The organism is Luteithermobacter gelatinilyticus (assembly GCF_005849285.1).
Lineage (GTDB): Bacteria > Pseudomonadota > Alphaproteobacteria > Sphingomonadales > Emcibacteraceae > Luteithermobacter > Luteithermobacter gelatinilyticus.
Genome location: NZ_CP040517.1, coordinates 399,086 through 423,002, shown reverse-complemented (window position 1 = coordinate 423,002; position 23,917 = coordinate 399,086). Strand labels below are relative to the sequence as shown.

The 23,917-nt window shown below is 55.4% G+C and carries 17 protein-coding genes and 1 tRNA gene; 13 read left to right on the top strand and 5 right to left on the bottom strand.

Annotated elements, in window-relative coordinates; all coding sequences use genetic code 11:
* Positions 1 to 16: 16 nt before the first annotated feature.
* Positions 17 to 93: transfer RNA gene (locus tag FE788_RS01885), tRNA-Arg, on the top strand.
* Positions 94 to 266: 173 nt separating this feature from the next.
* Positions 267 to 2,048, top strand: a complete 1,782-nt coding sequence (locus tag FE788_RS01880; protein ID WP_138379044.1) for an aminopeptidase P family protein — start codon at positions 267 to 269, stop codon at positions 2,046 to 2,048.
* A 123-nt stretch (positions 2,049 to 2,171) separates the two neighbouring features.
* Here the strand turns inward: FE788_RS01880 and FE788_RS01875 are convergent, their stop codons facing one another.
* Positions 2,172 to 3,068, bottom strand: a complete 897-nt coding sequence (locus FE788_RS01875; RefSeq protein WP_138379043.1) for a LysR family transcriptional regulator — start codon at positions 3,066 to 3,068, stop codon at positions 2,172 to 2,174.
* Positions 3,069 to 3,371: 303 nt separating this feature from the next.
* Here FE788_RS01875 and FE788_RS01870 point away from each other — a divergent pair, with 303 nt between their 5' ends.
* From FE788_RS01870 to mmsB, 4 genes are all read left to right on the top strand, one after another.
* A complete protein-coding gene (locus FE788_RS01870) occupies positions 3,372 to 4,868 on the top strand; it encodes a CoA-acylating methylmalonate-semialdehyde dehydrogenase (RefSeq protein ID WP_138379042.1) in 1,497 nt (498 codons plus the stop codon).
* Between the two features lie 81 nt (positions 4,869 to 4,949).
* The gene (locus tag FE788_RS01865; protein ID WP_138379041.1) at positions 4,950 to 6,086 is read left to right on the top strand and encodes an isobutyryl-CoA dehydrogenase; all 1,137 of its coding nucleotides are present in this window, start codon (positions 4,950 to 4,952) and stop codon (positions 6,084 to 6,086) included.
* 64 nt (positions 6,087 to 6,150) lie between these two features.
* On the top strand, positions 6,151 to 7,206 hold the full coding sequence (locus FE788_RS01860; protein ID WP_138379040.1) for an enoyl-CoA hydratase/isomerase family protein: 1,056 nt from the start codon (positions 6,151 to 6,153) through the stop codon (positions 7,204 to 7,206).
* Positions 7,207 to 7,257: 51 nt separating this feature from the next.
* Positions 7,258 to 8,145: a 3-hydroxyisobutyrate dehydrogenase gene (gene mmsB / locus FE788_RS01855; RefSeq protein WP_138379039.1), complete on the top strand. Its 888-nt coding sequence runs from the start codon at positions 7,258 to 7,260 to the stop codon at positions 8,143 to 8,145.
* A gap of 3 nt (positions 8,146 to 8,148) precedes the next feature.
* Here mmsB and FE788_RS01850 read toward each other — a convergent pair whose 3' ends face one another.
* Positions 8,149 to 8,463 carry a 2Fe-2S iron-sulfur cluster-binding protein gene (locus FE788_RS01850; RefSeq protein WP_138379038.1) on the bottom strand — a complete coding sequence of 105 codons (315 nt, stop codon included), beginning with the start codon at positions 8,461 to 8,463 and terminating at the stop codon, positions 8,149 to 8,151.
* Positions 8,464 to 8,524: 61 nt separating this feature from the next.
* The gene (locus FE788_RS01845) at positions 8,525 to 9,010 is read right to left on the bottom strand and encodes an Lrp/AsnC ligand binding domain-containing protein (protein ID WP_138379037.1); all 486 of its coding nucleotides are present in this window, start codon (positions 9,008 to 9,010) and stop codon (positions 8,525 to 8,527) included.
* A gap of 691 nt (positions 9,011 to 9,701) precedes the next feature.
* Between FE788_RS01845 and FE788_RS13995 the strand changes: the two genes are divergently transcribed.
* From FE788_RS13995 to putA, 3 genes are all read left to right on the top strand, one after another.
* The gene (locus FE788_RS13995) at positions 9,702 to 9,872 is read left to right on the top strand and encodes a hypothetical protein (RefSeq protein ID WP_168190224.1); all 171 of its coding nucleotides are present in this window, start codon (positions 9,702 to 9,704) and stop codon (positions 9,870 to 9,872) included.
* A gap of 108 nt (positions 9,873 to 9,980) precedes the next feature.
* Positions 9,981 to 11,360, top strand: a complete 1,380-nt coding sequence (locus FE788_RS01840) for an L-serine ammonia-lyase (RefSeq protein ID WP_138379036.1) — start codon at positions 9,981 to 9,983, stop codon at positions 11,358 to 11,360.
* A gap of 145 nt (positions 11,361 to 11,505) precedes the next feature.
* Entirely contained in the window at positions 11,506 to 14,703 is a 3,198-nt protein-coding gene (putA, locus tag FE788_RS01835) for a bifunctional proline dehydrogenase/L-glutamate gamma-semialdehyde dehydrogenase PutA (RefSeq protein ID WP_210414090.1), read from the top strand.
* Between the two features lie 139 nt (positions 14,704 to 14,842).
* Here putA and FE788_RS01830 read toward each other — a convergent pair whose 3' ends face one another.
* On the bottom strand, positions 14,843 to 17,752 hold the full coding sequence (locus tag FE788_RS01830) for a TonB-dependent receptor domain-containing protein (protein ID WP_138379035.1): 2,910 nt from the start codon (positions 17,750 to 17,752) through the stop codon (positions 14,843 to 14,845).
* Positions 17,753 to 18,716: 964 nt separating this feature from the next.
* Here FE788_RS01830 and FE788_RS01825 point away from each other — a divergent pair.
* The 3 genes from FE788_RS01825 to FE788_RS01815 all read left to right on the top strand — a co-directional run bounded on the left by FE788_RS01825 (position 18,717) and on the right by FE788_RS01815 (position 20,849).
* On the top strand, positions 18,717 to 19,223 hold the full coding sequence (locus tag FE788_RS01825) for an EF-hand domain-containing protein (RefSeq protein ID WP_168190223.1): 507 nt from the start codon (positions 18,717 to 18,719) through the stop codon (positions 19,221 to 19,223).
* A 292-nt stretch (positions 19,224 to 19,515) separates the two neighbouring features.
* Complete coding sequence (locus FE788_RS01820) at positions 19,516 to 19,950, top strand: VOC family protein (protein ID WP_138379033.1); 435 nt, start codon at positions 19,516 to 19,518, stop codon at positions 19,948 to 19,950.
* Positions 19,951 to 20,177: 227 nt separating this feature from the next.
* A complete protein-coding gene (locus FE788_RS01815; protein WP_138379032.1) occupies positions 20,178 to 20,849 on the top strand; it encodes a GntR family transcriptional regulator in 672 nt (223 codons plus the stop codon).
* Between the two features lie 107 nt (positions 20,850 to 20,956).
* Here the strand turns inward: FE788_RS01815 and FE788_RS13990 are convergent, their stop codons facing one another.
* Positions 20,957 to 21,109 carry a hypothetical protein gene (locus tag FE788_RS13990; protein WP_168190222.1) on the bottom strand — a complete coding sequence of 51 codons (153 nt, stop codon included), beginning with the start codon at positions 21,107 to 21,109 and terminating at the stop codon, positions 20,957 to 20,959.
* A gap of 329 nt (positions 21,110 to 21,438) precedes the next feature.
* Here FE788_RS13990 and FE788_RS01810 point away from each other — a divergent pair, with 329 nt between their 5' ends.
* On the top strand, positions 21,439 to 23,814 hold the full coding sequence (locus tag FE788_RS01810) for a TonB-dependent receptor (protein ID WP_168190221.1): 2,376 nt from the start codon (positions 21,439 to 21,441) through the stop codon (positions 23,812 to 23,814).
* Positions 23,815 to 23,917: the final 103 nt, after the last annotated feature.

Below are 23,917 nucleotides of genomic sequence, written 5' to 3'. Positions count from 1 at the left end.
ACCATCAGACCATCGGGCGCCCGTAGCTCAGCAGGATAGAGCACCAGATTCCTAATCTGGGGGCCGTGGGTTCGAATCCCGCCGGGCGCACCAATCTTTTCAGGAGCTTAGAATTTCTTTCTGCCAAGAGAATTGGCATTTTGGGGCACAGCGGGTCCTAATCTTTTCCCTCACCGCCTCTCGACATTGACAGGGGGAGCCGCTAGCATGTTAAATAAATATGACAACTTTTAAACCGACATATCATCGGCATCGGAACGGGGATCATGGTTAAAGCACGGCTGCTCGCCCTCAGACAAGTTTTGCGGGAACAGGGACTCGCGGGGTTTGTGATCCCGCACACCGACGAACATCAAAGCGAATATACCCCGGCCTATGCGGAGCGGCTGGCCTGGCTGACCGGCTTTACCGGATCGGCGGGCGAAGCGGCTATCACACTTAGCGAAGGCGCAATTTTTGTGGATGGACGATACACCCTGCAGGTGCGCCAGCAGGTGGACAGCCATTTTTTCACGCCGCTGAAACTGCATGAAGACCCGATGGAAGACTGGTTCGCGGCCCGTGTCAAGACGGGGGAGCGGATCGGCTATGATCCCTGGCTGCATACCCGGGACTGGCGGGCCAGAATGTCCCGGGCGCTGGCGGAAAAAGGCGCAGAGCTGGTGCCCGTGGCGGGAAACCCCATTGATGCGCTGTGGCAGGACCGCCCGGCCCCGTCCGCCGCCCCGGCCGTACCGCATCCCCTCGCCTATGCCGGCGAAGACAGCGCCAACAAACGCCAGAGACTCGGCGCCGACCTGCGGGCCAAGGGAGCCGAGGTCGCGGTGCTGACCCTGCTGGACAGCATCGCCTGGCTGTTCAACATCCGGGGCCAGGACGTAGCACACACGCCAGTGGTGCTCAGCTTTGCCCTATTGTATCAGGACGGCCGTGCCAAGCTGTTTCTGGATCCGGCCAAGGTAACGCCGGAATTGCAGACGCATCTGGGGGACGGGGTGGAACTTCTGTCCCGGGACAGCTTTGTCTCTGAACTGGTCCGGCTCTCGGGCAAAAAGGTTCTTGTGGACCCCCGAAAAACCCATGCGGCGGTGTTTGACCGGCTGGACGATGCCGGCGCCGAGATTATCACCGGGGATGATCCCTGCATTCTGCCCAAGGCGCGCAAAAACAGCGTGGAACTCAAAGGCGCGCGCAGCGCCCATCTGCGCGACGCCATTGCCATGTGCAAGTTTCTCTACTGGCTGGACAGGGAAGGCCCCAAGGGCACCGTCGATGAACTCACAGCGGCGAACAAGCTGCTGCGCCTGCGCCAGGAACAGCCCCTGTTCCAGGACACCAGTTTCGATACCATTTCCGGGGCCGGGCCCAACGGCGCCATTGTACACTATCGGGCCACGCCGGAAAGTAACCGCCCCTTGCAGCCAGATATGCTGTATCTGGTGGATAGCGGCGGTCAATATCTGGATGGCACCACGGATATTACCCGCACCATCGTAATCGGCAGCCCGACGGAAGAACAGAAAGACCGCTTTACCCGGGTGCTCAAAGGCCATATCGCGCTGGCCCAGGCCCGCTTTCCCAAAGGCCGCAGCGGCGCCCATCTGGACAGTCTGGCGCGCAAACCGTTATGGGATGCGGGACTGGATTATGATCACGGCACCGGTCACGGGGTCGGCAGCTATCTCGGTGTGCATGAAGGACCTCAGGGAATCTCCCGACTGAGTTTTTCCACCCCTCTCGAAGAAGGCATGATCCTGTCCAATGAACCGGGATATTACAAGCCCGGGGAATATGGCATCCGCATCGAAAACCTGGTGGTCGTGACAGAAAGCCGCATCGACGAAGAAGAACGACCGATGCTGACCTTCGAAACCCTCACCTATGTGCCCATCGACACGCGCCTGATCAATGAATATATGATGAGTGGGGCGGAGATCACCTGGCTCAACATTTATCATGCCAAGGTGCGCGAATTGATCGCCCCGCATCTGGACGGCGAAGAAAAAGCTTGGTTGTTGAAGGCTACAGAATCCCTGATGGCGCTGTGAATGACGGATCGTTCCGCCCTTCCAGAGGGAGCACAATGACATTTTTTCCTTTCACGTCCTTTCACCGTGAGTGCGTGGCGCACCAGCATCGAAGCCATCCAGGGCAAAGACGGGAGGGGAAATTCAGCCCAGCCCCATCATCAGGGAGCGCTGATTACGGAACAGGGTGGTAAGAAACCGGCACACCGCGTCAATGCGGGCAACCTTCCTCAGGTCCTCATGCACCACCAGCCAATATTGGCGATCAATGTAAATTTCATCCGGCAGTACCGGCACCAGTTGCCGTTCCGCGCTGGCCATAAAACAATGCACCATCGCCAGCCCTACCCCATCGAGAACTGCGTTATACTGGGCCATGACATTGGTGCTGCGAAACACCAAGTGGGGATCGCGGATTACATCGTCAATAAAACGCAGTTCTGGCATCTGGATCAGATCATCAATATAGCCGATAAAATCATGGCCGGTGAGGTCCTCGCGACGGCGGATCGGCGGGTGCGTATCCAGATAGGCCCGGGTGCCATAAAGCCGCAGCCGGTAATCACTGAGCTTCCAGGCCACCAACCGCCCGGAATCCGGCCGGGCCAGGGAAATGGCGATATCCGCTTCGCGTTTTGACAGGCTCATGCGCCGGGTTTCCGCGATCAGTTCCAGTTCAATATGGGGATATTGGGCCCGGAATTCCCGCAGATGCCGGGCCACAATCTGGGTGCCGACCGCTTCCGGCGCGGCGAGGCGCACCGTGCCCGAGGTGCTGGCGTCCTTGCCGGAAATTTCCTGATACAACGTGTTGGACTGCGCCTCCATCTGCTCGGCCAATGGCAACAGCCGTAGCCCGGCATCGGTCAGTTGATACCCCCGCGGGGATTTGTCAAACAAACGGGCATCAAGCGCCTTTTCCAGCGCCGCAATGCGCCGGCTTACCGTGGTATGATCCACATGCAGCCGCTGCGCCGCTGTCACCAGTTTGCCGCGGCGTGACAATTCCAGAAAATATTTCAGATCATTCCAGTCATACATTTTTCAAAAACTGTCCTGTCTTCAAGGCTCCCGATCCTGAGAAGAACATTTTGGCCCGGCTCATTTCAGCCCGGTTCATATTGTGCATTTTTGCAGATTAAGTGTGAGTATTTTGTCATAGCCTTGCATTTTTGTCTCTATTAAACTGCAATAAAAATACACCTGTTGGGTCAAAACAGGGGCGAGGCACAAAATTTCGACGATTGGCTTGATCGGGCAATGGCCCGTCAACCACGGCCAGTCGGCCCAAAATGTCAGCTTGAGACGGGGCCCATGCGGCCCTGATGATCCGGAGAAGGAACCATGACCAAAACCTATACCCATTTTATCAATGGTGAGCATTTCACCGGCAGCAGCAACCGGTTTGGTGACGTGTACAACCCGACCCTGGGCAAAGTGAGTGCTCAGGTCCCCTTTGCCAACCAGGACGATGTGGACAAGGCGCTGGCAGCTGCCGAAGCGGCATTCCCGGCCTGGGCCGCTACCTCCGTGTTACAACGCTCCCGCATTATGGCCCGCTACACCCAGTTGCTGTATGAACATCAGCCGGAGCTGGCCGAACTGGTCTCTTCCGAACATGGCAAGGTGTTTGAAGACGCCATGGGCTCCGTGCTACGCGGTATCGAGGTTGCGGAATTTGCCAGCGGCATTCCGCAATTGCAGAAAGGAGAATTTTCCGACGGCGTGTCCGGGGGAATTGATCTTTATTCCATGCGTAAACCTCTGGGCGTCTGCGTGGGCATCACCCCGTTCAACTTCCCGGCCATGATCCCGCTGTGGATGGCATGCATGGCCATCGCCTGCGGCAACACCGTGGTCATTAAACCCTCCGAAAAGGATCCGGGTTGTCCGCTGCGGCTGGCAGAATTGTTTGTGGAAGCCGGCGGTCCCAAAGGCGTATTTAACGTTATCAATGGCGACAAGGAAGCTGTGGATGTGCTGCTCACGGATGAACGGGTCAAGGCCGTAAGTTTCGTGGGCTCCACCCCCATTGCCAAAGAGGTCTATAAAACTGCCACCGCCCACGGCAAACGCTGTCAGGCCATGGGCGGGGCCAAGAACCACATGCTGATCCTGCCGGATGCGGATCTGGAGGATGTAGCCAATGCCCTGATGGGGGCGGCCTATGGATCCGCCGGCGAACGTTGCATGGCGATTTCCGTTGGGGTCTGTGTGGGCGACGAAGTGGCCGACAAGCTGGTGGAACTCCTGAAACCCCGCGTCAAGGCGCTCAAAATCGGCCCCAGCCATGAAAGAGGGCTGGAGATGGGCCCGCTGGTGACCCGGGAACATCGGGAAAAGGTCATGAATTATATCCAGATGGGCGTGGAGGAAGGCGCCGACCTGGTTGTGGATGGCCGCAACTTTACCCTGCCCGGTTATGAAAACGGCTTTTTCCTAGGCGGCAGCCTGTTTGACAATGTCAAACCGCATATGCGCTCCTATCAGGAAGAAATCTTCGGGCCGGTGTTGCAACTGGTGCGGGTCAAGACCTTTGAAGAAGGTCTGGCACTGGCCACCGAACACCCATATGGAAACGGCACCTCCATCTTCACCCGCAACGGCGCAGCAGCCCGCACCTATGCGGACAAGGTGGAAGTGGGCATGGTCGGCATCAATGTGCCGATCCCCGTCCCGCTGGCCTTCTACAGCTTTGGCGGATGGAAACAGTCCGCCTTTGGGGATCACAACCAGTATGGCCAGGAAGCCGTGCGGTTTTATACTAAGGTAAAAACCGTTACCGCGCGCTGGTCCGAAAAAACACTGGCCACCGATTTCTCCATTCCGACCCTGAAGTAACGGGCGGAACCAGGGCCCGGCTTCTGCCGGGCCTTGGTGATTTCAGGACCAGAGACCGTTTGCCAATCAAAGGATACGCATATGGACTTCAGTCTTACAGAAGAACAGCGGGCCATCCAGGATATGGCCCGGGATTTCGCGGAGCGGGAATTTGCCCCCCATGCCGCAAAATGGGATGAAACCCATCATTTTCCCGAGGACAAGCTGAAACAGGCCGCAGAGCTGGGCCTAGCGGCCATTTACGTCCGCGAAGACGTCGGCGGGTCCGGCCTGGACCGTCTGGATGCGGCCATCATCTTTGAGGAGCTGTCCAAAGGTTGCACCTCCACAGCGGCGTTTCTGAGCATCCATAACATGGTCACCTGGATGATCGACCGGTACGGTTCGGATGAATTACGCCGGAAATACTGCCCAGGACTGGCAAAATTTGACTTGGTTGGCAGTTATTGCCTGACGGAACCCGGCTCCGGCTCCGACGCGGCAGCGCTTAAGACCCGGGCGGTGCGGGACGGCGATCATTATGTGCTGAACGGCAGCAAGGCGTTTATTTCCGGCGGCGGGCGTTCGGACGTGTATGTGGTCATGGTGCGCACCGGCGAAGACGGCCCGAAAGGCATCAGCGCCCTGGTGGTGGAAAAGGAGACGCCAGGGCTCAGTTTTGGCGCACAAGAGAAAAAATTGGGCTGGCACAGCCAACCCACCAGCATGGTGATCTTTGAGGACTGCCGGGTGCCGGCAAGCAACCGGCTGGGCGCAGAAGGCGAAGGGTTCAAAATCGCCATGAAAGGCCTGGACGGCGGCCGACTCAATATCGGCGCCTGTTCCCTGGGCGCGGCGCAGGCCTGCCTTGACCTGACCATCACCTATATGAAGGACCGCAAACAGTTCGGCAAGCCTCTCGCCGATTTCCAGGCCCTGCAATTCAGACTGGCGGACATGGCGACGGAACTGGAAGCCGCGCGGCTTCTGCTCCACAAGGCCGCCGCCATGGTCAGCGCCGGCGCACCGGAAGCTACCCGATATGCGGCCATGGCCAAACGCCTGGCCACGGATACAGGGTTCAAAGTGGTCAATGAGGCGTTGCAGCTGCACGGCGGTTATGGTTATCTCAGGGATTATCCGGTAGAACGGTTCCTCCGGGACGTGCGGGTGCACCAAATCCTGGAAGGCACCAACGAGATCATGCGGTTGATCGTTTCCCGCCAGCTTCTGGCCTGACCGGTCCATGGAAAAATACTGGCCCATAGAAAAATACCGCCCCATAGAAAAATAAGGAGAGCCTATGACCAGCGAAGCCGAAATACTGTTTGAAGAAAAGGGCGGCCTGGGGATTGTCATCTTGAATCGCCCCCGGACGCTCAATGCGCTGAGCACCGCCATGTGCCGGGCGCTGGATGAAAAACTGATCTACTGGGCCGGGCGCGAGGACATTCAGGCAGTTATTATTGAAGGCAGCGGTGAAAAAGCGTTCTGCGCCGGCGGAGACGTGCGGGCGCTGGCGGAAAACGGGCCGAAGGACCCTCGGGCCGCCGAAGAATTCTTTGCCACCGAATACCGCATGAATGCCCGGATTTTTCATTTTCCCAAACCCTATATCGCGCTGATTGATGGCATTGCCATGGGCGGCGGTGTGGGCGTCTCGGTGCATGGCTCACACCGGATCGTGACGGAACGCACCCTGTTTGCCATGCCGGAAACCGGCATTGGGTTGATCCCCGATGTGGGCGGCAGTTACTTTCTACCGCGCCTGCCCGGACGGCTGGGGCTTTATCTGGGCCTTACCGGCGCACGGCTCAAGGCGGCGGATACGTTATATGCCGGTATCGGCACCGCTTATGTGCCTTCCGACCGGCTTGCGGCACTGAAAGCGGCACTGGTGGAACGCCCCCTCAACGGTCCCCAGGATGTGGATGAGGTCATTGCCGGGTTCGCTGAGGATCCGGGCGCGGCACCGCTGGATGAATTCCGGGACCTGATCGACGCGGCATTTGATGAAGACAGCGTGGAAGACATTTATGATCATCTGGATGCTCTGGATCATGACTGGGCCCGCCAGACACTCACCGGCTTGCGCCGTCTGTCCCCCACCAGCCAGAAACTGGTTATGGAACAGCTGAAACGCGGAGCAACACTGGATTTTGATGACTGTATGATCATGGAATACCGGCTGGTCAATCACTTGGTCTCCTATCAGAGCGACTTTTTCGAGGGCGTGCGGGCGGTGCTGATTGACAAGGACAATAGCCCGCGCTGGTCGCCGGCGTCACTGGAAGAGGTGAGCCGGGATCATGTGCTGAAACATTTTGAGAGCCTTGGGGACAGGGATTTGAAACTCTGAGGTTGGGGTTTCGGGCAGGACACTATCGAACACAATGACGGGAGCTGCATTATGGCGACAATAGCATTTATCGGACTGGGCAATATGGGCAGCGGCATGGCCCGCAATCTTTTAAAGGCCGGACACCAGGTCAACGCGTTTGACCTGAATGCGCAAGCGGTGGCGGCCCTTGAGGTCGATGGTGTCGTGGCGGCGGAAAGCGCGGCCCACGCCGTTAAAGGCGCCGATGCCGTGGTCACCATGCTACCGGCCGGGCAACATGTCAAAACGGTGTATCTGGAACCAGACGGGGTTCTGGCCCATTGCCGCCCCGAGGCCATCCTGATGGATTGTTCCACTATTGATGTGGACAGCGCCCGGGAAGTCATCGCCGCAGCGGCCCAAAAAAATATTCTTATGGTGGACGCCCCGGTCTCCGGCGGTGTCGCGGCGGCGGCGGCCGGCTCACTCACTTTCATGGTCGGCGGCACGGCAGAAGCCTTTGACGCGGCCCGTCCTTATCTGGACGTCATGGGTGCCAACATTATCCATGCTGGTGATGCCGGGGCCGGCCAGGCCGCAAAAATCTGCAACAATATGATGTTGGCAATCCAGATGATTTCCGTGGCGGAAGGGTTTGTTCTGGCGGAAAAACTGGGGCTTGATGCGCAAAAACTGTTCGATATTTCCTCTAAGGCATCCGGACAGTGCTGGTCGCTGACCTCCTATTGCCCGGTACCGGGGCCCGTCCCCACCTCGCCGGCCAATAACGACTATAAACCCGGCTTCGCCGCCGCCATGATGCTCAAAGACCTGAGACTGTCCCAGTCTGCAGCAAAAAACAGCGGGGCCCAGACCCCTCTGGGAGCATTGGCGGAACAGCTATACAGCCAGTATACGGAAGCCGGAAATGCCAACACGGACTTTTCCGGCATCATCAACATGTTGAGAAAGGGCTGAGAATCAGGCCGCCGGAACGCGAACTTCCATTCCGTCAAGCGCTCCGGACACTTCGATCTGACAGCTCAGGCGGCTGTTTTCTTCACGATTGTCGAGAAAATCAAGCAGCGAGTTTTCATCTTCCCCCGGCGTACCGGTAAGGGCCTTGAAGGTGTCGGGCACAATAATATGACAGGTGGCACAGGCGCAGGCGCCACCACAATCGGCATCAATGCCGGGGACGCCGTTATTCACGGCCGCTTCCATGACGGACGCCCCATCTTCCGCGTCCACCTCATAGCGGGTTTCATCTTCCGTGATGAAGGTAATCTTCGTCATAAACCGATACTCCAGTCTGTTTTTTTGGGAGCTTTTCATATAGAGAAAATATCAGACGCGATCAAGTATCGGGGATGGTAATTGCACTGGTGGCCTTGACTTCTTCCATGGCCACATAGGTGTGCGTGCTGCTAACGTCTTTGATGGTCGACAGTTTTTCGCCCAGAAAACGGCGATAATGTTCCATATCCCGGGTTCTGACCTTGATCAGGTAATCGAACCCGCCGGCCACCATGTGACACTCCTGAACCTCTTCCATGCGCAAAACCTCTTCCCGGAAATTATCCAGCGCCCGGGTAGTGGTCCGGTCAAGCGACACCTCCACGAACGACACCAGCCCGGCATCAAGAAGTCGGGGTTCCAGAAGCGCCACATACCCCCGGATATACCCTTCCCGTTCCAGGCGCTTGACCCGTTCAAGACAGGGGGTGGGACTGAGATTGATCATCTGGGCCAGCTTGACATTGGGAATCCGTCCGTCCTCTTGCAGGATGCGAAGGATTTTACGGTCAATCCGGTCCAGTCGGCGCTGAGTGTCTGGAGGCATAGTTCTTTATACTGTTTTTGTGATCTGAAAATAGATATTATTCCAAATTTAATTCTAATATAGCAACATATTCTGCTTTTTTGAAGATAGTCTGTAGACGAATCAAGGCTTTCGAGCTTTTGGTGATTTTAAAGTCATTCTCCGGACTGTTCAAGCCTTTCCGGCGAATGATGTGAATGCAGGGGCCAGACCGCATGGCGCGGCCCCAACCCAGGGACCACGCATGCTTGCAGTCGGGATATGATGGGGGTGGCTTTGCCATCATGTCCTTATCATGAAGGTTCGGGGGACAGATTATATATTGTCCCCAACAGGTGGCACTCTTACCTTTATGCAGGTCAATATATGACCGGGATGATCTGAAAGCATGCGGGTTCTCTTGTTTCTCCTAAATGCCGATACTCAGGGGCTCTTCCAAAACGAAGAGCCCCTTTTTTCCATCCCCCTTTTTTGGCTGAAGCCATGGCGCAGAAAAGGTCGTGGTCAAGGCCCTCCCATGGCCCGAATCTCTGACTAAAAAAGGCGGTTCTGGAAAAATTTTCATCGAAAACCGGGCAAGGTATTGCAATAAATTGTTTTTTTGTGACTGCGCGATGAATTTGTGTTGCATAAAAAATAGGCTGGTGTAGTCTGAAATTTATCGGGGTTGCGGCCCCGAAATACAGTGCGGCATAATAAAGCAGCTAAAAAAATGAGTAAGACTATGGGTGAGGAAACCATTGAAACCCTGGCGCGCCAGCTGGTTCGTCGCATGGGACGGTCTCAAGCGATTCAGATTTGCCAGGCGAATAAATGGTTTCGTGTTCTGGACCATATCAGGGCGATTGAAAAAAGTCTGAACGGCAAGGCCAGCCACGTTTAAGACGCCGCGTTTATAAACGTCACGTTTCAAACCGGCCGGCGCAGTACAGACTGCACAGTCCTCCTGAAGGTCATATGACATCCCGCATTTTTTCATGCGGAGTGAACAATGTATCTTAGTGCCTTTGAGCTTTTCAAAATCGGCATCGGTCCGTCCAGCTCCCACACCGTGGGGCCGATGGTTGCGGCCCGCCGTTTCCTCAAGGCGCTCGACGCTGCAGATCGCCTGTCAACAACCTCTTCGATTGGCGTCACTATTTACGGCTCTCTGGCCCTGACCGGCATCGGCCACGGCACCGACAAGGCCCTGATCCTGGGGCTGGAAGGGCATAACCCTGCCACCATCGACCCGGACATCATAGAAGAACGGCTGAATGCGGTCCGGCAAACGGGAAAAATTGCACTTCTGGGGCGCCACCCCATCCAGTTCGACGAAAAGACAACCTTCCAGTACCGCATGGAAGAACAGCTTCCCTATCACAGCAACGGTCTGGAATTTTTTGCCTATGACCAGGACGGCGAACTTCTGGCCCGGGAAGTGTATTATTCCGTAGGCGGCGGTTTTGTTCAGTCGGAACAGGATATCGGCAGCAACCAGCCCGCCGAGCCGGAGGTAAAAGTGCCCTATCCGTTTGACAATGCGGCGGAGTTACTGGACCTTTGCCGGCAGCACAATTTGACCATTGCAGAGCTGATGTTCGCCAATGAAAAGATTCTGGCACCTGAAAGGATGGTGCGGGACCAGCTGAATGACATCCATCAGGCCATGGAAAACTGTATCGACCGCGGGTGCAGCCAGACCGGTACCCTGCCCGGTGGCCTGAACGTCACCCGCCGGGCCCATGCCTTGTGCAAGAGCCTTCGGGAGAGTCAGGAAAAACAGCTTGCCGATCCCACCATTATACTGGACTGGATCAACCTGTGGGCGCTGGCGGTGAATGAGGAAAACGCCGCCGGCGGCCGGGTGGTTACCGCCCCCACCAATGGCGCGGCCGGAATCATTCCCGCGGTACTGAGATATTATGACCGGTTTTACAATCGGCACGGCGAAGACGGCATTCACACCTTCCTCCTGACTGCGGCGGCCATCGGGTCACTGTATAAGAAAAACGCCTCCATCTCCGGGGCGGAAGTGGGCTGCCAAGGGGAAGTAGGCGTGGCCTGTTCCATGGCGGCAGGGGGGCTGGCGGCGGCCATGGGCGGCAGCAACGAACAGGTGGAAAATGCCGCTGAGATCGGCATGGAACATAATCTGGGCCTGACCTGCGATCCCATCGGCGGACTGGTGCAGGTCCCGTGTATCGAACGCAATGCCATGGGCGCGGTTAAGGCCATTGATGCCGCCCGCCTTGCCCTGCGCGGCGACGGCAAACATATGGTCTCGCTGGACAAAGTGATTGAAACCATGAATCAGACCGGCCGGGATATGCAGGATAAATACAAGGAAACCTCTAAAGGCGGTCTGGCCGTCAGCGTGCCACTGTGCTGACACCTCTTCATTTAGTTTTTTATTCTGATTTTTCTGTGAAATATTAGTCAGAATATCGTTTATTTCGCGAATATAGCAACATAATCTGCTTACGCCTTGATATATTTCAGACGAAACTTAGTCTGAACAAGCGAAGAGATCGAACATGTATGACCTGTCCCTGATTTCCATGGTGCATTCACAGAGCCTCGCGGATCTCCGCCGCGCCATACGCCAGGCCACCCATGCGGATGAGGAAAGCTGTATCCGCAATCTGATCCGGGCTTCGGGCCTGACCCATGCCGCGCGCGAACGCATTGTCGAGCGCGCCCGTAATCTGGTGACCCTGTCTCGGTCCAAAAGCGACAAACAGGGCACCATGGATTATTTTCTTCAGGAGTTCGGCCTGTCCAACAAGGAAGGCGTGGCCCTGATGTGTCTGGCTGAAGCCCTGCTTAGGGTGCCGGACGGGGAAACGGCCGATGACCTGATAGCAGAAAAGGTGCGTTCCGGCAAATGGGACGAACACCTGGGGCATTCGGAATCACCACTGGTCAATGCCTCGACCTGGGGCTTGATGCTGACCGGGCGGGTTGTGGAACTGGGCGAAGATGCCGAAAAGAATCCGCGCAGCTGGATCAAGAAAATCGTCTCCGGCGCCAGTGAACCGGTGATCCGCTCCGCGGTAATGCAGGCCATGAAAATCATGGGCAGCCAGTATGTTCTGGGCCGCACCATTGAAGAAGCGACCCAGCGCGGTCTGAAGCTGAACCATCCGGGGACGCGGTTTTCCTTTGACATGCTGGGGGAAGGGGCCCGTACCATGGCCGATGCCGACCGGTATTTCCAGGCGTATATGTCGGCAATCAATAAAATCTCCACCGCCAATAAAAAGAACAATGTGCGCGAGGCGGACGGCATTTCCGTCAAGTTTTCCGCCCTGCATCCACGTTATGAATATGCCCAGCGTGACCTGGTGATGCGTGAAATGCTGCCGCGCATCAAGGAACTGGCAGCAGCAGCCAAGGCCGGCGGGCTCGGTTTTACCATTGATGCGGAAGAAGCCGACCGGCTGGACATTTCCCTCGATATTTTTGAAGCGTTGGCTCGGGATGAAACACTCGCCGACTGGGACGGGCTGGGCCTGGTGGTTCAGGCCTATCAGAAACGTGCGCCTTATGTTTTGGACTGGCTGGTGCGACTGGCCCGGGAAACGGATCGCAAATTCATGGTGCGGCTGGTCAAGGGCGCTTATTGGGACAGCGAAATCAAACATGCACAGCAGATGGGGCTGCCGGATTATCCGGTCTATACCCGCAAGCCGACAACGGACCTGTCCTATCAGGTATGCGCCGAACGGCTGATGGCCGCACGCGACGTGATCTATCCGCAGTTTGCGACCCATAACGCCTATACCATCGCCATGGTTTTGGAACTGGCGGGCGAAGACCGGGATTTTGAATTCCAGCGCCTGCACGGTATGGGACATCTGATGTATGAACAGTTGTTCAGCACCTTGGACAATCCCGTTTCCCTGAGGGTTTATGCGCCGGTGGGGGCGCACCGGGACCTGCTGCCTTATCTGGTGCGGCGGCTTTTGGAAAACGGCGCCAACAGTTCCTTTGTCAATCGCTTTATGAACAAGACTGTGCCGGTGGAGGAACTGATGCAGGATGTCATTTCCCAGGTGGAACAGGCCACTCCCCGGCGCCATCCCAATATTCCGCTACCACGGGATATCCTCAGCCATTCCGGACGGGAGCCGCTTAAACGGGTATTCTCGCCGGGGCTTGATCTCGCTGATCCGTTGACGGTGGACACCCTGGAGCAAGAGATGCAGGAGGCGGCCCGGGAAGACTGGCGCAGCGGCCCTATCGTGTGTGGTCAACTGGTCGAACGACCGACAGAAAATGTGTGCAACCCGGCCAATCGTGACGAAGTGGTGGGTACCGTCGGCATTCCGGAACAGGAAGACATGGACCGGGCGCTGGGCGCGGCGGTACGGGCCCAGAAAGACTGGAACCGCTTGGGCGGCGATGCCCGCGCGGAAATTCTTGAGAAAGCCGCCGATTTGTTACAGGAGAATACGGCCCGGCTGATGAGTCTGATTTCCCGTGAGGCGGGACGGACACTGGTTGACGGATTGTCCGAGGTGCGTGAGGCGGCGGACTTCTGTCGCTATTACGCCCAGCAGGCTCGTCTTCATTTTGCCACTGAAAAACCGCTGCCGGGCCCGACCGGCGAGGACAACGACCTTAAGCTGCAGGGCCGGGGGGTTTTTGTCTGTATCAGCCCGTGGAACTTCCCGCTGGCCATTTTCACCGGTCAGGTTGCGGCGGCGCTGGCGGCGGGCAATGCGGTCATCGCCAAACCGGCAGAACAGACGCCGCTAATCGCGGCCGAAGCCGTAAAATTGCTGCATAAAGCAGGGGTGCCGGCGGAGGTTCTGCATTTGATGCCGGGCGACGGGGCCCGGGTGGGCGCACCGCTGGTCGCGGACCGGCGCATCGCCGGGGTGGCGTTCACCGGCTCCACGGAAACAGCGCGGGCCATCAATCTGTCGCTGGCGCAACGGGAAGGTCCGATCGTTCCGCTGATTGCGGAAACCGGCGGGCAGAATGTGATGATCGTGGATTCCACGGCCCTGCCGGAACAGGTGGTGGATGATGTGCTGGCGTCGGCGTTTCAGTCCGCCGGGCAACGCTGTTCCGCGCTCCGGGTGCTGTATCTTCAGGAAGATGTGGCCGAGCCCATTCTGGAAATGCTGAAGGGGGCGACACAATGTCTGCGGCTTGGTGACCCGCTCAGGCTCAGCACCGATGTGGGGCCGGTCATTGATGAGGACGCCCGCGCCATGCTGGAAAGCCATGCGGCCCGTATGGACCAAGACGCCCGGCTGGTCACGGCGCTGGAGGTTCCTCAGGCCTGCGCCAAAGGCACTTTCTTCGCCCCGAGGATTTATGAGATTGACAGCATCACCCGGCTTGAGCGGGAAGTGTTCGGGCCCATCCTGCATGTGATCCGGTACCGGGCCGGTGATCTGGACCGCATTCTGGAGGAGGTGCGCGGAACCGGCTACGGCCTCACCTTTGGCATTCACAGCCGGATCGAACGCCGCGCACGGGAACTGGCCGAACGGCTGGATGTGGGCAATGTCTATGTGAACCGCAACATCGTTGGCGCTGTGGTCGGCGTGCAGCCGTTCGGCGGCCAGGGGCTGTCCGGGACCGGGCCCAAGGCCGGCGGCCCGCATTATCTGTTCCGCTTTGCCACCGAAAAAACCGTAACCATCAACACGGTCGCCACCGGCGGCAATACGGAACTGTTCAGCCTGGAGGAAAAGCCGGACGCACAGGAGGAATAGATTTTCTGGACCCGCAATGCAAAAGCCCGGCCCAGGCCCCGCCCGGCCGGGCTTTTTCGTTTTCGGGGCAAGGCATAAAAAAAAGCGGCGGGGAGATCCCGCCGCTTCGTATTTGGATCTTTCTTCTAAACGCGTCGGTTTAGAATTTAGCCGTTACCGTGGCGTGGAAATAACGTCCCAACGTATCATAGAAACCAGCAATAGTGTTGGCATTTGTAGAAAGACTACCGCCAACCATCGGAGGTTCTTTGTCAAAGACGTTATTCACCCCTACTGTTAGACCCAGAGTTTCATTGATGTCAAAGTTACCGGTCAGATCAAAATAGCTCTGAGACCCGATTCCAGCATTCAGACCTTCATCTACATCCGGGTTATTCACACTACCGAAGAAACGCCATTTGACAGAAGCCGTCCAGAAGCTGTCAGACGCATAAGTCAGACGCAGAGTGTGACGCCATTTCGGAGACGCGAAACAGTCCGTTGAGATGACCCCCTTACAGTCATACTGAGAGGATTCGAGACCAGGAATCTCTTCTGTGAATTTCTTCAGCAATAAAGACCCGGTAAAATCTGCACGGAAAGTTCCACCGTCCCAAGCATCCATAACATAGTCGGCTGTGAAGTCGATTCCCTGCCAGTGACGGCTACCAAGGTTGATGTTGGTTGCGGTAACAAAGCCCTCCTGACCCAGCCACAGGCTGCCGTTAGGCGCACGGTTGATCAGGTCACAGAAAACTGCCTCACCTGTCAGGCCACACTGGGTAATGGCCAATTCTTCGGAGATGGTGTCAATGATGTCTTCCACCTTAATATCCCAGTAATCAACGCTCAGGCGCAAACCTTCAACCGGGTTAGCTACCAAGCCCAGCGTCCAGGTATCGGCCGTTTCCGGATCCAGATCCGGGTTACCGCCAAAGAGGCCATTATACTGGCTGGCGGGGCTGGCTGAAATATTGCCATATTGTGCCGCCGTCAAACCCGTATTGGCACATTGAGCCTGAGTAAGTTCCGGCGTCGAACCGGCGCAAGGATCTTCACCCTGCCACAGACCAATGCTTTGCGGAATAAACAGTTCCGTAACGTTCGGTGCACGCACCGCACGGTTATAGCTGGCACGGAACTTCACCATATCTACTGGCTGCCAGTTCAACCCAACTTTATAAGTTTCGGTACTCCCTACAGAACTATAGTCAGAAAACCGCAACCCAAGCTCCAAAGAAAGGTCCTGAGCAAAATCCGTATCCTGGACAAGCGGAACTATGGCCTCACCAAAGATTTCCTTGACGTCATAGGAACCCGCCACGGACACGGTCGGACCGCCCTGCCCCAACAGCAGGCCTTCCTCCATGACTTGGTCGCTCAGACGCTCAAAGACTTCCTTACGGTACTCAGCCCCAAATACAACCTGGATCGGATTGCTCGCGCTCGGAATGGTCAGTGGAAGATCGCCGGTAACATAACCATTGACGATATATTCCTTGGTAATCCCTTGAAGAATACCAACACCTGTCAAACCGGCGGCCTGCTCAGGAGTTACGCCCTGATAGGTAAAGACCTCATAGGGAACACAATCCCCACCGGAAACACACACAAGGTTACCTTCACCATCAACGGTGACATCAATGGCATTCCTGATGTTGTCGGCGAAGAAGTCATTCACGTAGCCCTGTGAACTGCTGGTTGAGCCATACTGGAAGGAAACATCGTAGCTCCAGGTTTCGGAAATATCCCCTTCACTCCCGGTTACAATACGGAAAGCATTATGCTCCAGAAGGGACTGACGAGGACCACCTTCAACGTTACGTTTACCGATATAGACGGCAAATTCATCATCCGGCCCCAGCCCGTAATCACCGCAAATTGCGGCTTGTTGTTCAGCACTGAGCAACGGTGTTGAGCAACTCAGATGATACTCTTCAGCAAAGAAAGTACCACTTTCTGCAATCTGCGCCACGGTTCTGTCACGCGTGAAGCTGATTTCCATATAAGGTTTGAAGTACTCATTCACTTCATAATTCAGGAAGGCGCCGCCAGACCAACGCTCATCCGGGCGCTGGAAATGGTTGATGGGGGCGTAGTTGTAAAGATTACCCAGAGCACTGGTAAAACCTCCATCAGGCGTTAGAGTGACAAATTTGTTCGCATCAACACCATTAAAGGTCCCTGTATAGATAGTCTCTCCAGTGTCCGGATCAATAGGATAAATATCGAAGTTCGGCACAATAGCGTTAAATGATCCACCACAGGAGGTACCAGCACTATTCAGGGCGCAGGAGGAATAATCCCTTTCTCCCTGACGCAGTTCTTCGACTTTGCGCCAGTTAGCATACACAGTAACATGACCACGATCATCAGCGAAGGAGCCACCAGCAATCATGTCGATGTTATACTGTTCACCACCCCAGGTGCTGCCGCTGGGATACTCAAAACCACGCTCATCCATCAGTGGCGGCAAGTAATCATTGTCGTTATTGTGTTGATATGCTGCAATACCGGCAGAAATTTCAACACCTTCAAAGTTTTTATCCATCACGAAGTTAACAACACCAGCAACAGCATCTGCCCCGTAGGCAGATGAGGCCCCACCAGTGACCACTTCGACACGCTCAACAAGGCCAGCCGGAATCTGGTTAATGTCAGGAGCGTTAGTGAATACACCGCCAGGTTGCAGGCGACGACCGTTAACCAGAACCAGGGTACGGATAGGGCTCAAACCACGAAGGTCCAGCTGCGCCGTCCCCGTAGCACCATTGGCAATGAATGCAGTTTGCGCAGTTTCCAGCTGGGGGAGGGTATTCAGCATGTCTTCCATACGGGTATAACCGCTGAATTTAATCTCCTCAGAACCGGTGATAGTTAACGGACTAACACTTTCCACATCCTTACGCTTAATACGGGAACCGGTGACGACCACCTCTTCCAGCATCATTTCTTCTTCGGCCATGGCCGTTTCTTGGGCTTGGGCTGCCTGAGCGGCAAGGGTAAAAGTAGCTGCGACTGCAACAGCAGACACGCCATACTTCAGACGCGATGTAAGATCGCTCTTCATGTTCATTCCTCCGTAGAAGTTGATAACAACTGGTGGCTATTTTCCTGAACATCCTTATGCACACCACAAGACGGCCTTCCACACAAAGACCCTCTTCCAAGACATCAGAAAAATAGTGATTTCAGAAAAATAGTGACTTTCCTCCTCTTTCGTTTTGGATCATCGTTCCACCATTCGTTATTAATTTTATGGTGTGCGTTGCCTTTAATGCCTCTCCTGCCATTCCCCAAAATATGATGACAGGCCACACAGTGAAACATTAAGGTAACGCCGAGACGCTATCATTAGTCTGAATCACCGTCAATTTTTTTAACCTGCGCCACGATCCCCCACCCCGCCAGAAAGAAACCGTTTTTCGAATACAGCATAAGAAAAAATGACATTTTCTGAACATAAAAAATCAACAAACAGAACAAAATTCTGATTGATATTATTTTTTTGTAAAAAAATTCGATAATCCAGAAAAGTGTGCTTTTTTAGCAACAGTGATGCTTTTTTGTCTCTGTTTTCGCGGCCAGATTGCTAAACGCAATAAAATTTCTTTCTACAGAGAAGAATTGATATTTTTATAAAACCCTTGCGAATCAAATAGCTAATCCAGTATCTACAGCTCAGTCGCCGCCCCAAAAACGCCGAATAAAACCGAAAACCAGCCAGCGTCCTTCTGGAGCGCGGGCAAACCCCATGTCTTTTTTGCCATATTTATTCAGATAAATATATCATCGCTGCGGGCCTCTAGCCTCCGTAGAATTTTAAAAGTAGAATTTTAAAAATTTTTCCACAGCGCAAAGGATTCTTCGGCAAATAGCGTATCAAACACAAGATGCGGGAACGGGAAACCGCTGCTTTGGCACGGGGACAGCCATGCATCCCCCCTAAAAGCAGCAAGGAAAGAGCCCTCATGATCACGAAACGTCCCCTACAAAATATACCGTTTTCCCCTGCCTGCCAGGGCATAATTTTAGTGCTGTTGACACTCTCCGCCTGCGCATCGCCCAAACATCACGCCGATACCTCATCAGCACAGCTTGACCTGATGCGCCACCGGCTGAAAGAAAAACTGGATACTGATCAGGATGGCCTGATCACTTGCGCGGACGCCCGCCTGCAGCAACGCCAAAGATTTCAGGCCGCCGACAAAGATCAAAACGGTCAACTAAACCTGGAAGAGTTTCAGGAAACCCCTTGGAGCCACCCCGCCTATGCTCGGGACCACATGACCCTTTACGATACAAACCATGACGCCTTGGTGTCTTATGAGGAATTTATTAAGCACGGGTCTGCTGGCTACGGGCTTGCTGGGCACGAATTTACAGGGCACGGCAGTCCAAACTTCGCAAAACTTGACCTGAATGGCGACTGTCGAGTCACGGAGGACGAATTGACCAAAGCCGTCAAAAACATCTCATCCGACGGAAAAGCACGACGCAGAACAAACGGCGGACGCCCCCGGGGACGAGGAAAACCGTAACCCCTCCCTCAGCTCTGCTTCGCAATCCACACGGCAGAGAGAAGTCATCGCGAACCCGTAACACAGGTGTGGCGATCCAGAGGATTCATAGGCTCATCACAACAAGGATGGCTGCGCTTTCCAGAGCCAGTTGTGATGAGATTAACTCTTCCCATCATATTGGCCCATCATATTGGCCCATAATAGAATAGTTGGAGTTGTTTTTTTGAAACCCTTGTAGCGCCGATCATGATATTATGATCTCCCACACGGCATAGAGTTATCATCAGCCAACCACCAATATGAGGCCTACATGATCATCCTGGACCATATTGTCTTAAACGCCACCAATGTAGAAAAAACCTTGCGCTTTTATTGCGACCTGCTGGAAGCGGAACCGGAACGCTGGGCCGCCTTTCAGGCCGGAGAGGTTCCCTTTCCCAGCGTCCGACTCTCCGAAACGCTGATTATTGACATTTTCCCACCAGAAATGTGGCGCCCCAAAGCCCCGCCATCTTCTTCCGCCGCCCCTTCTGCATCGCATCCTAATCTTAACCATTTTTGCCTGGCGCTCCCGGCGAAAAAGTGGCGCGCCATTTTGGATCGTCTCCAACAGGCCCAAACCGTCTCCCTAAGCAAGCCGGAAAGCGTCTGGGGCGCCCGGGGTTATGGGCAGTCCTTTTATCTTAAAGACCCGGACGGAACGATCGTGGAACTCAAAACATATGAGAAGGTTCTTATCGATTGACCTAGAGTGGATTGCGAATAGGTTGGCTCAATTCACTCTAAGCCCCCTACGCCACGACTCAACAAGCATCCTCGAAAGCCCAAAAAGAAAAGCTGACCAGACGCCAGAACAGAGGGGTGCGCTGGACGGCAAATATCGTTTTACTCATAAAGAAGAAACAAGGACATTCTAGAGTGAATTGCGAATAAGTTGACTCAATTCACTCTAGACATCTTCAGGGGAATGCGATGGCCACAGAGGTTGTAATCAAACGGGTCTATGACCAGCTGAAACAACAGGTCATGACCTATCATATCAAACCCGGAACCCGGCTTAATATTGGCCATCTGGCCGATGATCTGGGGGTCAGCACCACACCTGTGCGGGAAGTTCTCAACCGGCTGGTTTCCGAAGGGCTGATTGACGATGTGCCACAAATCGGTTTTTTTGTCCATCACCCCACGGAGCATGAAATCCGCAATCTGTATGACCTGAACCGGCTGCTGCTGGACTGGTCGCTAGGGGCCTTGCGTAAAGGCCATCTGGTGACCGGCCTGGTCCGCCCCCCGCGACTATTTCCCGAGCCGTCACCAACAGAGGCTGAGGCCCAGATCCAGGCCGAGGCCCTGGTCCAGATTACGGAACAATTATTCAATCACGTGGCAAGCCAGTCTCACAACCGCGAAATTGTCCGGAAAATTCGGAACATCAATGACCGTCTCCATTACATTCGCCTGCATGAACCCGATTTCCTGCCAAACGCCCAAACCGAACTTCTGGATCTGTGCCGCCTGTATTATCAGAAAAACTATCGCGGCCTGCGCGATGCCCTGAAAACCTATCACGATGCCCGCACGGCGCTGGTGGAAAATCTGCTGACCCTGATCCTGTCCTGCGAGTGCACCGGAAAGGCATCGTAATCCCCCACTCCTGTTCTTAGAATGAATTGTGCATAGGTTGGCTCAATTCACGCTAGAGTGAATTGTGAATAGGTTGGCTCAATTCTGTTGGCGGATTGTGGCCCGCCTCACGCGGAAGACGGCGCCGGGCGATGCGGGGTATCGGGCCAGGCGTCTGACAAAGTGAGCGGCCCCAAGCCGCCAACCCGAAGGGCCGGGCCGATCTGGTCCAGTTCCGGCGGGGTTTGGCTTGGCCGTACCGCCAGTATGGCCTGCGCCAAACCCCTGGCTCCTGAACCAGACCTGACCGGCAGAATGGGTCAACCTATTCACAATTCACGCTAGGATCAAGACCTGCGTCTTAAGCCTTATCAGGATTAAATCCCTCTCGCCCGATCTGCCGCGCCTCGCGCGGCTTTTTTATTACAGCCAGAACAAGGACTTGAAAAAAGAAAATGATTGACAATTCATAAAATTATTTTAGGTTTAAAATTAATAATAAAAACACCTATAAAAATCTAATCTTTTCTACAAATAAAATTATCAAACTTCTGAGTCCATTAAACAGGGAAGGAATACCAGAATGGAAAATATCAAGGGAAGGCGGACGATGAATAAATACGTCCGGTTCATGTACTATGGGGTAGCATACAGCGCATTGGCTCTCACGGCCCTGCCCGCCGCGGGAATGGCGGAAAATCTGGCGGAAGAAAGCCAGGATGATGGCGGCAGTCTGATGCTGGAAGAAATTACGGTGACGGCCCGTAAACGGGAGGAAAACCTTCAGGAGACGCCGATTTCCATTACCGCATTTTCTTCGGGCGGGTTGGAGGCCCGCGGAATTTCCGACATTTCCGAAATTGGAGAATTCACCCCCAACCTGGTGTTTGACAACACGGCCGCCATTGCCGCAACCAGCTCAGCCGCCGCCATTTACATTCGTGGCGTGGGCCAGATCGACTGGGCCCTGCCGACCGATCCGGGTGTGGGGCTTTATGTGGACGGGGTGTATATTGCGCGCTCCGTCGGTGGCGTCATGGACCTTCTGGATGTGGAACGGGTCGAGGTACTGAAAGGGCCGCAAGGGACCCTGTTCGGGCGCAACACCATTGGCGGCGCCATCAGCATCACGACCAAAAAACCCCATGAGGAGCTGGAAGGGTATGGCGAAGTCACCATCGGCAGCGAGGATCGCACCGATGTGCGTTTCGGCATTAATGTGCCAGTCTCAGATACGTTTTTTGCCAATTTCGCCGGTTCGCGCAAGAAACGCAACGGGTATGTCAAAAATCTGATTCCGGGCGGCCCTGAGCTGGGTGATGAAGATGCCTGGGCAGGCCGCGCCGCATTCCGCTGGCTGGCGTCCGACACTGTTGAGGTTAACCTGGCCATCGACGGCACCCGCGAGCGCGAGGCCCCGGCGGCCAACGTCCTGATCGGGGTGGATGAAAGCCAGTTTTTCCCGCTGATCACCAACGGGGCTCTGCCCTTGTTCACCAACCGTCATGGCCTGCCGACCCCCAGCGCCGTCTGTGCCGATGCAAACAATCCGGCCCGGCTGAACGATCCCACCTGCTGGAATGCGCAGTGGATTGCAGGGCCCTTCCGTACCTACAGCACCCACACCACCCCCAACGATTTTGTGAACACTTTCCTGGGCCGGCCGATGGAGCCCAAATCAGAACTGGACCTGTGGGGCATTTCCCTCGGGGTGGACTGGGACATTAATGAAAGCCTGACCTTTAAATCCATCACCGCCTATCGGGAGCTGAGCGGTTACTGGGCCCGGGATGTGGATCATTCCCCGTTGTTGATCCTGCAAACCGTAAATGATTTCACCCAGGAGCAGTTCACCCAGGAATTCCAGTTGCTGGGCAATAATCTGGACGGACGCCTCAACTGGATTTTGGGCGTGTATTATTTCAAGGAAGAAGGCGAACATATTGATGTGGTAGAAATTCCCGGCGCTGTGTTTGACAGCGGCGGCAGCATCAATAACGAATCCAAGGCCGTCTTTGGCCAGGCCACCTATGATGTGACTGATCAGTTCAGCGCCACGGTCGGGTTCCGCTGGACCGACGAAGACAAACGGTTTACGCCGGACTCCGTCGTCGCCCAGGATAATGGCCTGGGGATTCCGGTCGGGGTGCTGGTGTTGCCGACCTTCGAAGGGGTACAGGCCGACAAGGTGTTCGACATCCATGTCAACCTGGCCTATCGCTGGACCGAGGATTTCATGACCTATGCCTCCTTCTCCGAAGGCTTCAAGGGCGGCACCTTCACCCAGCGGGTGTTCCCGCCGCGCCCTGACATACCGAGCGCAAATCCGGAAAAGGTCAAAGCCTATGAACTGGGCTTCAAATCCACCTGGGCTGACAACCAAGTCCGGTTAAATGGCGCGTTTTTCTACAGCGATTACACCGATATGCAGGTGAACGTGACGGAAAAAACGCCGGGTGGCACCGATCAGGATATCGGCATCATCACCCGCAATGCAGCCGCCGCCGAAATCAAGGGCGCGGAACTGGAACTGATCGCTGTGCCGGATGAACGTTGGGTGGTCGAGGCCGGTCTTGGTTATCTGGACGCTAACTATAACGAACTGACCGGGCCGGCTATTGCCGCTGGGCTGACGCTGAACCATCAATTGGTCAACACCCCCGAATGGTCCGTCAATGTGGGCGTTGGTTACACCCTGGATCTGGGCGAGGAGTGGACGGTGACACCGCGAGTGGATTACGCCTATACCTCAAAAATCGCCAATGATGCCAAAAACACGCCGGAACTGATCCAGGACGGATTGCATCTGGTGAATGCGGCGCTGATGTTTGCCGATCAGGCGGATCTGTGGAACGTTAATCTGGGGGTCCGGAACCTGACCGATGAGACCTATCTGGTGGCAGGCGACAATTCCACCGACGGGGTGATCGAAGGGGTCTATGCCCGGCCCCGCGAATGGTATCTTTCCGTGAAACGGAAATTTTAAGCTCCCAAGTGTAGAGACCTCACCTTATACTGTAATGGATGGCCCGGGCCGAACGCCCGGGTCTTTTTTGTGGGGGCGGTCCCGACATCCGCAGTATGGCGGA

Bases quoted from the DNA above. Each gene is read 5' to 3' on its own strand.
- FE788_RS01880 (WP_138379044.1), top strand. From the start codon at position 267: ATGGTTAAAGCACGGCTGCTCGCCCTCAGACAAGTTTTGCGGGAACAG.
- FE788_RS01875 (WP_138379043.1), bottom strand. From the start codon at position 3,068: ATGTATGACTGGAATGATCTGAAATATTTTCTGGAATTGTCACGCCGC.
- FE788_RS01870 (WP_138379042.1), top strand. From the start codon at position 3,372: ATGACCAAAACCTATACCCATTTTATCAATGGTGAGCATTTCACCGGC.
- FE788_RS01865 (WP_138379041.1), top strand. From the start codon at position 4,950: ATGGACTTCAGTCTTACAGAAGAACAGCGGGCCATCCAGGATATGGCC.
- FE788_RS01860 (WP_138379040.1), top strand. From the start codon at position 6,151: ATGACCAGCGAAGCCGAAATACTGTTTGAAGAAAAGGGCGGCCTGGGG.
- mmsB (WP_138379039.1), top strand. From the start codon at position 7,258: ATGGCGACAATAGCATTTATCGGACTGGGCAATATGGGCAGCGGCATG.
- FE788_RS01850 (WP_138379038.1), bottom strand. From the start codon at position 8,463: ATGACGAAGATTACCTTCATCACGGAAGATGAAACCCGCTATGAGGTG.
- FE788_RS01845 (WP_138379037.1), bottom strand. From the start codon at position 9,010: ATGCCTCCAGACACTCAGCGCCGACTGGACCGGATTGACCGTAAAATC.
- FE788_RS13995 (WP_168190224.1), top strand. From the start codon at position 9,702: ATGAGTAAGACTATGGGTGAGGAAACCATTGAAACCCTGGCGCGCCAG.
- FE788_RS01840 (WP_138379036.1), top strand. From the start codon at position 9,981: ATGTATCTTAGTGCCTTTGAGCTTTTCAAAATCGGCATCGGTCCGTCC.
- putA (WP_210414090.1), top strand. From the start codon at position 11,506: ATGTATGACCTGTCCCTGATTTCCATGGTGCATTCACAGAGCCTCGCG.
- FE788_RS01830 (WP_138379035.1), bottom strand. From the start codon at position 17,752: ATGAAGAGCGATCTTACATCGCGTCTGAAGTATGGCGTGTCTGCTGTT.
- FE788_RS01820 (WP_138379033.1), top strand. From the start codon at position 19,516: ATGATCATCCTGGACCATATTGTCTTAAACGCCACCAATGTAGAAAAA.
- FE788_RS01815 (WP_138379032.1), top strand. From the start codon at position 20,178: ATGGCCACAGAGGTTGTAATCAAACGGGTCTATGACCAGCTGAAACAA.
- FE788_RS01810 (WP_168190221.1), top strand. From the start codon at position 21,439: ATGAATAAATACGTCCGGTTCATGTACTATGGGGTAGCATACAGCGCA.